Below are 12,228 nucleotides of genomic sequence, written 5' to 3'. Positions count from 1 at the left end.
GTGGACTTGGTAGGCTCGGGCTTATTCGGCGGCGAGCGGCGCGTCCGCAACATACTCGTCGACCATCTGGGCGGCCAGATCGTCGTTGAACTGCTGCGGCGGATGCTTGCAGAAGTAGGCCGACGGGCCGATCAGGGCGCCGCCTTCACCGCGCTCAAGCGCAACCTTGGCGCAGCGGATCGCGTCCATCACGCAGGCTGCCGAGTTCGGGCTGTCTTCAACCGAAAGACGCAGTTCCAGTTCCATCGGGACGTTGCCCCACTGCAGGCCTTCGAGGCGCAGGAAGCACAGCTTGTTGTCCTTCTGCCACGGCACATAGTCCGACGGGCCGACGTGGATGTTCTCATCCGCAAGCCGCTGGGCGAGCATGGCCTGAACCGCTTCGGTCTTCGATTCCTTCTTCGAGCCGAGCCGCTGGCGATCGAGCATGTTCATGAAGTCGGTGTTGCCGCCAGTGTTGAGCTGGTAAGTCCGCTCAACCGTGACACCGCGCGCGGCGAACAGGCTGGAAAGTACGCGGTGGACGATAGTGGCGCCAACCTGGGCCTTGATGTCGTCGCCGACGATGGGGATGTTCTTTTCGCGGAAGCGAGCTTCCCATTCGGGGCGGCTGGCGATGAACACCGGCATGCAGTTGACCACCGCAACGCCGGCTTCAAGCGCGCATTCCATGTAGAATTCGGTGGCTTCCTGCGAACCGACCGGAAGGAAGTTGATCAGCACTTCCGCGCCAGAGTCCTTGATTGCCTGGACAATGCGGGCCTGATCGGCTTCGGGTTCGTTCGAAACGATGAAGCCCTTTTCGCCGACCGTGGTCATGTGCGCGGCAACGCCATCGGAGATCTTGCCCATGATCACCTTGGCCCCGGTGGCCGGTACGTCGGCCTTGAACACCTTGGTGTTGTTGGGCTGGGCAAAGATCGCTTCGGCAATGTCCTTACCGACCTTGCGGGCGTCAACATCGATGCCGAGCACGAAATCGACGTCACCGGCGCCGTAGCCGCCAATCTTGTCGTGAATCAGGCCCTGCGAGGAGTTGTTCTGGCGATAGTAGGCAACACCCTGCACCAGCGAACTTGCGCAATTGCCGACGCCAATCATGGCGACCTTGATAGGCTTCATTCTGATCTTGTCCTTCTCGAGCGACACGTTGGGGGCCGCGAAAGGCCCGTCTTTGAAAAAATCACGCGCCAAAAGCAAGCCAATTGCCCCGCGTCAAGCCGAATGCGTGCTTCCGTCTGGCAATGTGACAATTCGGATGCACTTGCGCTGGGCGACACGGCACGGCGATTAGAGGCGAAATCCCTTGCAAATCAGCGCGTCCCTAGACTTCCGGAGGACGGCAGCACGACCGGGCCGACAACGCTGGCCGGTTCGGCTCGATCCTCTTCCAAATCAGCGGGATCGAGCACCCCGTATGCGGTCGCGTCCAGATTCGCCGCGATCGCCACAGAATGGGCCCGGCCATACTCGGCGAGGCGGATGAAGAAGCGGCCCTGCATCACGAAAAAGTTCGCGGCGGCATAGACCGCGATCATCACCAGCCCCGCTCCCCAGGCTTCAAACCAGGCGAAGGGCAGCAGGCACCAGAAGAAGGTGTTTCGGCGCCCGGAAACCAGCCGGTAGGCGCGTTCAAAGCCCCCGGCATCGTCGAGCTGGGCGCCGGTGAGCCGGCGGTAGAATTCGCCCTGCAGCGCTTCGGCCAGGGCCGTGACCACGATCAGGGCGGCCAGTGCCCAGGCCCAACCGGTCCCGATTGCTGCGGCAAGAGCAGCGAACCACGCATATTCTACGACCTTGTCGCCGACGTGCTCAAGATCGCCCCAGGGCGAGAACTCGACCCGGGTGCGGGCCAGCTTGCCGTCGATCCCGTCGATCGGGCCGATCATCAAGGCCAGCACCAAGCCGGCCCACATTGATCCCGTGGCAAAGCACCAGGCGGCATAAAGTCCCAAAAGGAAGGCCATGACCGAGATCATGTTGGGGGTGATCGGGGTCGGCAGCAGCAAGCGGACGAAGGCGTTCTCGATCGGCGGATGGATAAACCGCGCCGGCCAGTCGAGACAGCCCTTCTGGGCCGAGGCCAGCAGATCTCCCGCCACGCGCCGCGCCGCGGCCGCATCGCTGGGACGCTCCCAGATCAGCGGAACCCTGCGGCGCCGTTCGGGCGAATAGCTGTCGACCTGGCCCAGATCGATCCGGTCAGCCCCGGCCAGCAGCGCTGGCCAGGCAAAATCGCGGCCGCCATCGGGCAGCCAAGCGAGCCCGCCGGTTTCGCCGTCCGGGCCCAGTGCCACCAGAGCCGGACTGCCGGGGCCACGGGTCCGCGCCGCCTCAATGAAGGCCGCGATCAGGCGCTCGTCGGCGACCAGCCCGGCTTCGATCACCAGCACCGGGCCAACGATTGCTCCGTGCTCTCCGGCAAGATCGACCTTGCCCGCGCCAAGCCGCAGCAATTGCCGCTGCTGTCGCTCTGCAATGGTAATTCCGGCCAGTTTGTGCGGCCACCCCCCGCCGTGACCGGCCGGGGCGATCACGGCGCGAAAGCTGTTCGCGCTCCGGGCCGAATCCGGCTTACCTTGCGCCGACTGGGGATCGTGCAATGCCATATCCTACCTGTTCGCGACCAACCGGGTTGAACTTCAATCCGGGCGCAATGCCCGGGATGCCGGACCTCTAAAGGCGTCTCCGGCCTGAACCCGTTATGAACCCGAAGGACCCGGTTTGCCAAGCATTCACAGCTCAGGCCTGGCTCTCCAAAGCCGACACTATGTCCGTTTGGCCGCAAAGCGGCAAAGTGGCTGGCCGTACCGGCAGCGCAGGCTATAAGGCGGCAAACAGGCGGGCAGCGCGCTGGCCTTGCCTATCGGGAGCGCTTGAGAGACCATGGACCTATCAACCGCCGACGGACCGGCCCGGTTCGAGTCGCCGCCGCCGCGCATCCAGCGCCCGCTGCGTCCGCGCGAACTGCAGGACCCGCTCAATTACTACCTCTACCACCCCCTGGCCTGGCAGCTCGCCCGGCTGCTCGCGCCGACCCCGATCACCCCCAACATGGTGTCGGTCGTGGGCGCAGGCTTCGTGGTTGCGGCGGCGCTGGCCTATACCCAGCTGACTTGGCCGGTGGCGGCGGCACTCGGCATGGTTCTGCACATGACCTGGCATGTGGTCGACGGCGCCGACGGCGATCTTGCCCGCCTGACCGGGCGCTCCAGCCCGATCGGCGAAATGGTTGACGGGCTGTGCGATTACCTTAGCCACATCGCGCTCTATCTGATCCTGGCCGCAATGCTTGCGGCGGGCACAGGTCTGGTAAGCGGCTGGCTGGCCTGGGTGCTGGTGGTCGGCGCAGGGATCAGCCACGCGATCCAGTCCAACCATGTCGAGGTCCAGCGCCGCCAGTACCAGTGGTGGGTCTATGGCACGCCCTGGCTGCGCAACAGCCACAGCCAGGAAGGCTCGGCCACTGCGCGGAGCTGGGCGGGGCGGCTGGTCTCGGCCTATATCGGCGTGGCCAGCGGAATGACCCCGGAAGCGTTGAAGATCGACGCCGCGGTCCAGGCCGCGCAGGGCGACAAGCCCCGGCTCGATGCGATCGCTTCGGCAGTAAAGGCCGAAGCACCGCCGCTGCTGCTGCTGTGCAAGATCCTCGGCCCCAACCCGCGCGCAATCGTGCTGGGGGTTTCGATGTTCGCGGGCAGCCCGCTGTGGTACATGCTCTACCAGTCGATCGTCCTCAACCTGTTGCTGGTCCATTCGGTGCGCGCCCACAATGCCTCCGCCCGCCGGATCGCCGCCAAGATCGGAGCCTGAACGCCGATGCTGCATGAAAAACTGCTCGACGAAGCCCGTGCGCTCGAAGGCGAGATCGTCTCGCTGCGCCGCGCGATCCATGCCGAGCCGGAGCTGGGCCTGCACACCCCGCTGACCCGCGACAAGGTTCGCGCCGCGCTGGCCAACCTGCCGCTGGAATGGAGCGAAGGCCCTTCGACCACTGGCCTGGTCGCAACGCTGAAAGGCGGCGCCGGGCCGGGCCGCTGCGTGCTGCTGCGCGGCGACATGGACGCGCTGCCGATGCCGGAAGAGACCGGGTTGGACTATGCCTCGACAATCCCAGGCACCATGCATGCCTGCGGCCACGATACCCACACTGCGATGCTGGCCGGCGCGGTCCGCCTGCTTTGCGCGCGCCGCGAATCGCTCAAGGGCGAAGTGCGGTTCATGTTCCAGCCGGGCGAGGAAGGCTTTCATGGCGCGAAATTCATGCTTGAGGACGGGTTGCTGGGCGGCGAGGGAACCGGCCGCGCCTTGCCCGAGGCCGCTTTTGCCCTCCATGTGATGCCCAATGCCAAGCACGGCCAGGTTGCCGGGCGGGCCGGGGCGCTGATGGCCTCGGCCGACCAGTTCGACATCACGGTGCGGGGGCGCGGCGGACATGCCGCGATGCCTTACAGCGCGCTTGATCCGGTGCCGATCGCCTGCGAGATCGTGATGGCGCTGCAGACCCTGGTCACCCGCCAGTTCGACGCAAATGATCCGGTGATTTGCACCGTCGCGCGGATCGAGGCTGGCACCGCGCACAACATCATCGCCGATTTCGCAACGCTGCGCGGCACCCTGCGCGCCCTCTCCAACCGCCACCGCGACAAGCTCCACGCCGCGCTCGAACAGCTCGCCAAGGGCATCGCCGCCGCGCACGGGGCCGAAGCGCGCGTCACAATAACCCCGGGCTTTCCGGTCTCGGTCTGCGATTCCCGCGCGGTCGATCTGGGCGAGGCGGTCAGCACCGAACTGTTCGGCGAAGGCGCGTTCCGCCGGCTCGACCAGCCGATCATGGGCGCGGAAGACTTCGCCTATGTCCTCCAGCAGGTCCCCGGCGCGATGTTCTTCCTGGGGGTCGCAGCCGAAGGTGCCGACTGGCACAACTGCCCCGCGATCCACTCACCCCGGATGACCGTGGATGAAACCGCCCTGCCCAAAGGCGCTGCCCTGCTGGCCGGCTGCGCGGTGCGGTTTCTGGAACGGGGTTTCGCGGCGGCCTGAAAGCCATGTTCAGACAAGCTGCCCTCAATTAGCGCCGGACCGACCTAGAAAAGCGGCCACACCCCCTGCCAGCAGCTTGCTTTGCTGATGAGCGAAGAATATCAAAATGGGCCAATACAGATAACGACTTGGAGGTCTTGTTGGCCGCCCAGAAAAAACCGCTTGTTGAAAATTCCGATCGGATTGAGCAAGCACTGCCGAATCTCGAAATCGGCCATGATGTATTTCTTGCTCAGTGCGGAGATACATTGATATTTCTTGATCTCAAACGTGATGATTACATCTCTATCGAATCGAGGTTTGCCGATCGTCTTATAGAAGGATTGGGACTTCCACCATTTGGCATGCCTGCGGGCAGCGGCTGCGACGTTGACGCAGCAGACTTCACAGCCTTGCTGAGCGACCTTGCCGAAGCAGGGCTCGTACGCCTCCAAGAGGCCGCGCAGCCGCTCGAATTGCTCACGCATCCAGCCGATATCCAGGAACTTCAACGGTTCGGCGTAGGTGGCCCAAATATCAAATCGAGCCATTTCATTGCAATGGCCAAGGCAGTCATTCTGGCCCGTTGGAAGCTAGGGATCTGGCCCTTGTTTCGGGCAGTCGAGTCAATCAAGCGGCGGCGACCGGCCCTGCCGGTCGCGCCCGAGCGAGAATATCTCCGCGCATTGGTGGAAATATACCGGAAACTTCGGCCGCTCTTCATGGCCCGCCGCGACAAGTGCCTGCTGGATGCACTGACACTGATCGAATTTCTGGCAAGCTATTCGATTTATCCCAATTGGGTGTTCGGCGTTCGGCAAAACGCGTTTGCAGCACATTGCTGGGTCCAGCTTGAGTCGTTGGTTCTGGACGACGACCTGGAAAATGTCTGTGACTATTCCGTAATCATGCGCTGCTGATGTTCGATTTCGTCGCCATTCTAATTGATCCTCGCGATCCAAATGAGCAAGCCACTCTAAGTTCGCTGGCCGCGCATTTGACGGGCTTTGGGGCCACCGGACTTGAGACCGAAGACGGGTCGCTTGCCTTGAACATATGGTCAAAGACAGGCCGAGGATCCGCGCTTGGGCGGATCGACCTGCCGGACCGTTCAGGCGTTTTGCTTGGCCAGATCTTTCGAACCGGCAATCCGGATCATTCGGCCCAGATCGGCGCTTTGGACCGGGACGAGGCAAGCGCAATGCGCGCTTCACGCGGGCACTCGCTTTTCTCGCGACACTGGGGGCGATACCTGGCCTTCATTGCCGGTTCGGATGGCCGCTCTGTCCATGCTTTGCGCGATCCCACCGGTGCTCTGCCTTGTTTTCATACCGCTGTTGGCAAAGCCCGGATCTTTTTTTCGGACCTGGCCCTGTTGCTGGGCTGGCCGCAATTCTCGGCCGAGATCGATATCGACTATCTGGCCCTCAATGCGCTCGCCCCGCAGTTCCAAAAGTCGATCACCGGCATAAAAGGCGTTACAGAGGTCTTGCCGGGGCAGATTCAGACCTTCAGCCAAAACGGTATCAAGAGCGAGTTCGGTTGGAACCCTTATGAATTCGCTGAGGGTGAACGCCTGCTTGAACCCGGACGGGCCAGCGACCTGCTGAGGGAGGTTGTCGTCCGTGCAACCCGAAGTCTTGCAAGCGCGCAAAGCAGTCCTCTGGTCAGCGTTGGGGGACTGGATTCGTCGATCATCCTGGCTTGCCTTGCCGGCGGTGGCGAAAGCCAAATGCTTCGAGCAGTCAACTTTTCGACTACCACTCCAAAGGGGGATGAGCGCCGATATGGCCAGGCCGCCGCCGTCTTTGCCGGAGTGGACTTCATCCACCGGCCACTTGATCCCGCACACGTCGATTTGGCTGAGATGATGCGGATCGTTCCGCAAGTAAATCCGATGCCAATGTTCGACTGCACCTCTCCCGCCGGAGGTGTCTATGATCTGGCAATGGAGGTGGGGGCCGATTCGCTGTTCTACGGCGTCGGCGGCGACAACATATTTTTCCAGCTACCGCACATTCTGTCTGCGCTTGACTATGCCCGGACGGGAATTGGGACTTCGGCATTGCCCCGGGTAATATTCGATGCCGCGCGTTATGGCCGGACCACGGTCTGGAAAACCGTCGGTGCCATGATCCGTGAAAGACTGCGTCCCAGCGACCCGTTCAATCTGGTAACCGGGCTGGTGGCGCCATCAAATCGGTGGCCTTATCTGGGCGATGCCCTGCTTGATCGTGGTCCACGGCTGGACCTATTGCATCCCTTGCTTTTGCCGGACCGCGACGTCCCTCCGGGCAAATGCGCTCACATCCTGTCTGCGGCGTTCCTGTCGATCCCCTATTACGACCATTGGCGCCCGCAGTATCGGATTGAGCGGATCTGCCCGCTCCTGTCACAGCCGGTCATCGAACTGTGCCTACGCATTCCCACCTGGAACTTCACCCACGGCGGGGTCGATCGCGCTTTGGCGCGCCATGCTTTCCGAAACATGCTGGCACCAGAAGTGCTGCATCGCACAAGCAAGAGCACGCCCGACGATCTCTATGAACAGGTTTTGGCGCGAAACTTGCCGTTCCTGCGCGAGGTCCTGCTTGACGGTGAATTGGTCCGCAGCGGGGTGCTGGCCCGCGGCCCGCTTGAAGAGCTGCTGCGCGGCATGGCGCCGCGTGCGATTGGTCCGGGAATTCCGCTGGAATTCTTCAGTTGGGAAACCTGGGCCCAGTCAATTAAGGCGACGAACCGTTTATCGCTATTGAGTTGACGCATCAATCCGAAAGACTAACCCTTAAGTCCTGACTCCGGTCAGATTCAAAACAAAAGGAGGTTGTCATGTTCAAGCTTGGAAAAGTTTCGAAGGCCACCAAAGGCTGGCTGGGCCGTTCTTATGATTGGGCGTTCCAGCGGGGTGACATTCCTTAAGTTTATTTGAGTTAATCATAATTCGATTGGTGCTCTGCCGCTCTTATTGGGCGGTGGAGCATCAAAGCAAAGCTTGCCATTCGGTCTGGGCACAAGGCGCGGCGAATAAAGCAGCCAAGTGCGCCAAAGACAAAGGGCGCCCCAGACGGGACGCCCTTTGTCTTTGGCGCACCCGACAGGATTCGAACCTGTGACCTCTGCCTTCGGAGGGCAGCGCTCTATCCAGCTGAGCTACGGGTGCGTGGCTGGCGCGGTTAGCAGTGCGGGCGGCGAAGCGCCAGTGCCTTTTCGCGGGCTTTAGCGATTTGGCAAGGGCCTCCGGGTTAATGCCGGGCCATGAACATGCATTCCAGCTTTGCTCCGCCGGTCCAGCCGGCCTCCGGCGCGCTGCCCACTTCGGGCCGGCCCGAATTCGGCCAGGCCTCGGCCAGCGCGATGAGCATGAAGTGGTCGGCGCTGCACGATGCGATCTCGGTGGTCGGCAGCCTGGCCGGTCTCGCTACCGAAGCGATGCGCCCCGAAGTACGCAATTTCCCCGCCGTGATGCGCGATGCCGGGGGCTGGCGCCGCGAACGGGCCGAGCAGGGGATCGACGATCTTTCCGCCGTCATGGAGCCCGGCATTGCCGCGCTGCTGGCGATCCACGCGCGCGGGGCCAATCCGGCCCCGGCAGCGCTGGCACTGTGGCAGGAATTCCACGCCGCGCGGGCTGCGCTGCTGGCGCTGACGCCCCCGCCCGAAGCGACGACCCCACGCCGCTTCATGTAAGCGCGCTTGGGGGCGAGCAAATTTCATTCGCACCAATGCTTTTGAAGGCTATTTCGGCTTCTTGGGGGGCGAGATGATGGGCATTTTTCAGCCTTGCGCCGGGAAACCCCTGCACCGCCGCGTCAATGAATTCAATTTCCGCTACAGCAACCGCGCTGCGCTCGGCTACAACGACGCCGACCGCGTCGATGCATTGCTCAAAGATATCGTCGACGGGCGTCCGACTTATCAAACCACCGGTGCGGCCTGATGCCAAAGAAGAAGCGGAGAGAACCCCAAGACCAGCAGAACGCGAGCTTTCGCGTCGCGGTCGAGCCCATGATCGCCGTTGGCGAGCTAAACCCTACTAAGGCCGATGAAGCGCTATACAAGATCACGCGCTTTGCAAATCTTGATCAATGACAGGTGGTTTATTTGATAGCCCCAAGAAACTTTGTCGCTGGGCTAATCAAGAGATTGGAAACTTCGACTCCGCAATCAGTGAGATCCTGAGTGACCCAACTTACAAGATCGTCCCGGTAGAGAATCGCCTTGGCGGAAAACTCATTTCTACACTCCTCAAGGCGGTCATCATTAGGCAACCGAGTGAGGAAGTCGAGCGGGCCGGATATCGAATTATCAGTGATCTGCGGAACGCACTCGATCAAGCCGTTTCCGCCGCTTCGCACGCGATAGGCTGTGGTAGCCCGAAGCATACCAACTTCCCATTCGCGGATACCGAACATGACTTTAAAAGACGCATTGCTGCTCGAAATGGCGTATTTCGGGGGATACCCGTCGAGTTGCACCCTAAGCTCCTCTCGTTCGCACCATTCCTTACAAAGGAGGACGGAACAGATGGAGATAAACTCCTGTGCCTTCTCAATAATATGGCCAACTCGAACAAGCATCAAGTGACTCTTAGGACTGTGATTTTACCCAACGGGATCGGTATCTCGAAGCTCCGTGGGTTCGACTATTTCGCCGAGTTCAAGCAGATATCTGACTTTGAGTTTGAAATACTCCGAGCCTTTCCCACTGCGCGGGAGGGTGAGATCGGCTTGAATCTCTATGTTGAGATTAGGGCATTGAACTCTAGCCCACTGACCCAGAAGCCTGCCTCCATTCTTTTCCAGGAATTTCACAGCATGGTTGAAGGGCTCGTGTTCGAAATCGAGCAAGAGACTGCTAAACTCATCGGCTAAACCAGCACTCATTCAACGAGCACCCCTGATTGGGTACGCCTTATATAACAATGCCCGCGCTTGCGCGGTTCCCAGTTTGTTCCTAGGAATCGGTCATGGCCGGTCCCGTCCCGATTCCCGATGATGCCGAGCTGAAGGCGGCGCAGGCCGTGGCGCGCGGGATCTGCCGGCTGTTCGCGCGCAACGATATCTTCTGCCTGGCGGAAATGCCGCTCCGCTCCAGCCGCCGCGCCGACCTGATGGGGATCGATGCAAAGGGCCACCTCGTGATCGTTGAGATCAAGGTCAGCCGGGCCGATCTGCTCGGCGATGGCAAGTGGACCGACTATCTTGACCATTGCGACCGGTTCTATTGGGGCCTCGCCCCGCACCTTGACCGTGCCTGCCTGGAAGAACCGGCGTTCCTGCCCGAGCGCTGCGGGCTGATCGTGGCGGATGGCTATGACGCGGAGATCCTGCGCCCGGCCGCGACCGTGCCGCTGGCCGCCGCGCGGCGCAAGGCCGAGACCGAACGGCTCGCCCGGGCGGCATTGCGCCGCCAGCTGGGGCTGCTCGATCCCGGCCTGTCCGGCTGGAGCCGCTGACCGGAAATCCGGTACGCCACCGGCTCCGCGCAACTTAACGCTAAATTTACCATGTTGCGCCAGAACTGGCTTCGGACAGGACTTGGTGGGGAACCCACATGGACACGTATCGCGGAAGTTATCTTGATTCGAATGCGGCCGACGATTGGCCGGAAGTGGAATTCGGCGAGGAGGAATCCCCGCGCGAGCCGCCGCCCAGCCCGATCGGGCAGGACGAGCGCCGCATGCAGGTGCGCGCCTACAATCACTGGGCGAGCCTGCTCGACGATCGCAATTTCCCCTCGATCGGCGATATTGCGCCGGCCGAACTGCCCGATTTCGGGCCCTACAGCGTCATGCTCGATTTCACCGCGGGGATCGAAAACCCGGCGATCCGCTATCTCGGCGACATGCTCGCCACCGAATGCGGCACCAGCGGCAAGATCGAAACCCTGTCCGACGTGCCGGCGCGTTCACTGCTGTCGCGGATCACCGACCATTACATGCAGATTCTGGCCAATCAGGCGCCGATCGGGTTCGAGGCCGAATTCGTCAACCAGCGCGGCCGCACGATCCTCTATCGCGGGATCCTGCTGCCTTTCTCGTCCGACGACGTGGCGATCGACTTCATCTACGGCGTGATCAACTGGAAGGAACTGGCCGACCAGGCGACCACCGACGAGCTGCTGCAGGAAATCGATCAGGCGCTCGAAGCCAACGGCCATGTCGAGGCCCGCCGTTCCGATCCCCTGACCGAATGGGCCGATGGCCCGGCCGATTCGCTTGCCGAAGAAGCTTTCGATGAAGACGAGGATGAGGCCGAAGACGTGCTCGACCTTGCCTGGCTGGAAACGCCGGCCGAAGACATCGAACCCGAAACCCCGGCTCCACGCTTTGCCGGATTGTCTCCGATGACATCCGCGGACGACGAAGACGAAGACGAGCCCGCCGCTCCGCTTGACCTTCGCGCCATAGCCCGTGCGCAAGGCGACCTGCCGCCACTGGAACTCGACGGTTTTGCCGAACTGGCCGACGATGCTGACAGCGAAGCCGCGGAAAGGGCCGTGGCCAGCGCGACCGAGATTGCTCTGCCCAATCTGGCCGAGGACGACATGGGTCTGGGCGACTGGCTTGCCTCTGCCCGCGAACTGGCCGAAGCGGCGCGCGGATCGGAAGACCGCACCCGCCAGGCGCTCTACGCCGCGATCGGCAAGGCTTACGACTTCTCGCTCGCCGCCGCCGATGCGCCCGATGAATTTGCCGAACTGGTGGTGGATTCGGGCCTGACCGTCCAGGACCGGGCGCCGATGACCCCGGTGGTCAAGCTGGTGTTCGGCGCCGAATACGACAAGACCCGCCTGACCGAATATGCCTCGGCGCTGAGCCATGCCCAGCGGATCGGGCTCGGCCGCGGGGCGCTGGCCGGATACCTCGCCGCCGCTCCGGGCGGGCTAAAGGGCGTGGTCACCGAAGAACGCCGCCTGAAGCGCGAGGAAAGCGGCCAGGAAGCCGTAGTCCGCGATACCCCGCGCGAGGCGCTGGCCAAGAAGCTGCGCAAGCTCGACCATGCCCCGCTTGATGCGGTTTCGCGTGAAGGCGCGGAATTCACGCTGCTGGTCGCCCGCCGGCTGCCCACCGGAGAAGTGGTGCTGCTGGGCGAAGTGGCCGACGATATCCCGCTGCTGGAAAAGGCGGCAAAGAAGCTGCTCGGCTGATCCCCAAGTCCAAGTCCATCAATCAGCCGCGCCGGGCGCGCCGTGTCGGGGGGCATG

The 12,228-nt window shown here is 62.4% G+C and carries 11 protein-coding genes and 1 tRNA gene; 9 read left to right on the top strand and 3 right to left on the bottom strand.

Translation table 11 applies throughout. The annotated features are described in order from the left end of the window. Positions 1-21: 21 nt before the first annotated feature. Positions 22-1,122 (bottom strand): inositol-3-phosphate synthase, encoded by a 1,101-nt coding sequence (locus B2V17_RS01810; RefSeq protein WP_292994550.1) that lies wholly within the window; start codon positions 1,120-1,122, stop codon positions 22-24. A 191-nt stretch (positions 1,123-1,313) separates the two neighbouring features. Beyond that, positions 1,314-2,609 (bottom strand): CDP-alcohol phosphatidyltransferase family protein, encoded by a 1,296-nt coding sequence (locus B2V17_RS01805; protein WP_292994549.1) that lies wholly within the window; start codon positions 2,607-2,609, stop codon positions 1,314-1,316. A gap of 277 nt (positions 2,610-2,886) precedes the next feature. Between B2V17_RS01805 and B2V17_RS01800 the strand changes: the two genes are divergently transcribed. From B2V17_RS01800 to B2V17_RS01785, 4 genes are all read left to right on the top strand, one after another. Next, complete coding sequence (locus B2V17_RS01800) at positions 2,887-3,813, top strand: CDP-alcohol phosphatidyltransferase family protein (RefSeq protein WP_292994547.1); 927 nt, start codon at positions 2,887-2,889, stop codon at positions 3,811-3,813. Positions 3,814-3,819: 6 nt separating this feature from the next. Beyond that, positions 3,820-5,043, top strand: coding sequence for a M20 metallopeptidase family protein (locus tag B2V17_RS01795; protein ID WP_292994545.1), 1,224 nt, complete (start codon positions 3,820-3,822; stop codon positions 5,041-5,043). Positions 5,044-5,183: 140 nt separating this feature from the next. Continuing rightward, positions 5,184-5,942 (top strand): lasso peptide biosynthesis B2 protein, encoded by a 759-nt coding sequence (locus B2V17_RS01790; protein WP_292994543.1) that lies wholly within the window; start codon positions 5,184-5,186, stop codon positions 5,940-5,942. Continuing rightward, positions 5,942-7,783, top strand: coding sequence for an asparagine synthase C-terminal domain-containing protein (locus tag B2V17_RS01785; RefSeq protein WP_292994541.1), 1,842 nt, complete (start codon positions 5,942-5,944; stop codon positions 7,781-7,783). The genes B2V17_RS01790 and B2V17_RS01785 overlap by 1 nt, the downstream gene beginning before the upstream one ends. 322 nt (positions 7,784-8,105) lie before the next feature. Here B2V17_RS01785 and B2V17_RS01780 read toward each other — a convergent pair. Beyond that, a tRNA-Arg gene (locus B2V17_RS01780) sits at positions 8,106-8,182 on the bottom strand. Between the two features lie 95 nt (positions 8,183-8,277). Here B2V17_RS01780 and B2V17_RS01775 point away from each other — a divergent pair. The 5 genes from B2V17_RS01775 (at position 8,278) to B2V17_RS01755 (ending at position 12,171) form a co-directional block, all read left to right on the top strand. Then, the gene (locus tag B2V17_RS01775; RefSeq protein WP_292994539.1) at positions 8,278-8,709 is read left to right on the top strand and encodes a hypothetical protein; all 432 of its coding nucleotides are present in this window, start codon (positions 8,278-8,280) and stop codon (positions 8,707-8,709) included. A gap of 73 nt (positions 8,710-8,782) precedes the next feature. Further along, on the top strand, positions 8,783-8,959 hold the full coding sequence (locus B2V17_RS01770) for a hypothetical protein (protein ID WP_292994537.1): 177 nt from the start codon (positions 8,783-8,785) through the stop codon (positions 8,957-8,959). 148 nt (positions 8,960-9,107) lie between these two features. Beyond that, positions 9,108-9,893, top strand: coding sequence for a hypothetical protein (locus B2V17_RS01765; protein ID WP_292994535.1), 786 nt, complete (start codon positions 9,108-9,110; stop codon positions 9,891-9,893). 95 nt (positions 9,894-9,988) lie between these two features. Beyond that, on the top strand, positions 9,989-10,477 hold the full coding sequence (locus tag B2V17_RS01760; RefSeq protein WP_292994533.1) for an MmcB family DNA repair protein: 489 nt from the start codon (positions 9,989-9,991) through the stop codon (positions 10,475-10,477). Between the two features lie 98 nt (positions 10,478-10,575). Continuing rightward, on the top strand, positions 10,576-12,171 hold the full coding sequence (locus tag B2V17_RS01755; RefSeq protein ID WP_292994531.1) for a PAS domain-containing protein: 1,596 nt from the start codon (positions 10,576-10,578) through the stop codon (positions 12,169-12,171). The last annotated feature ends 57 nt before the right edge of the window (positions 12,172-12,228 follow it).

Origin of the sequence: Novosphingobium sp. UBA6272, assembly GCF_002440635.1 — a bacterium.
In the GTDB taxonomy this organism is placed as follows: domain Bacteria; phylum Pseudomonadota; class Alphaproteobacteria; order Sphingomonadales; family Sphingomonadaceae; genus Novosphingobium.
The sequence above is the reverse complement of the archived record's forward strand: the minus strand, read 5'-3'. Positions and strand labels throughout refer to the sequence as shown.

Coding starts and splice junctions, on each gene's coding strand:
- B2V17_RS01810 (WP_292994550.1), bottom strand. CDS start 1,122: ATGAAGCCTATCAAGGTCGCCATGATTGGCGTCGGCAATTGCGCAAGT.
- B2V17_RS01805 (WP_292994549.1), bottom strand. CDS start 2,609: ATGGCATTGCACGATCCCCAGTCGGCGCAAGGTAAGCCGGATTCGGCC.
- B2V17_RS01800 (WP_292994547.1), top strand. CDS start 2,887: ATGGACCTATCAACCGCCGACGGACCGGCCCGGTTCGAGTCGCCGCCG.
- B2V17_RS01795 (WP_292994545.1), top strand. CDS start 3,820: ATGCTGCATGAAAAACTGCTCGACGAAGCCCGTGCGCTCGAAGGCGAG.
- B2V17_RS01785 (WP_292994541.1), top strand. CDS start 5,942: ATGTTCGATTTCGTCGCCATTCTAATTGATCCTCGCGATCCAAATGAG.
- B2V17_RS01775 (WP_292994539.1), top strand. CDS start 8,278: ATGAACATGCATTCCAGCTTTGCTCCGCCGGTCCAGCCGGCCTCCGGC.
- B2V17_RS01770 (WP_292994537.1), top strand. CDS start 8,783: ATGATGGGCATTTTTCAGCCTTGCGCCGGGAAACCCCTGCACCGCCGC.
- B2V17_RS01765 (WP_292994535.1), top strand. CDS start 9,108: ATGACAGGTGGTTTATTTGATAGCCCCAAGAAACTTTGTCGCTGGGCT.
- B2V17_RS01760 (WP_292994533.1), top strand. CDS start 9,989: ATGGCCGGTCCCGTCCCGATTCCCGATGATGCCGAGCTGAAGGCGGCG.
- B2V17_RS01755 (WP_292994531.1), top strand. CDS start 10,576: ATGGACACGTATCGCGGAAGTTATCTTGATTCGAATGCGGCCGACGAT.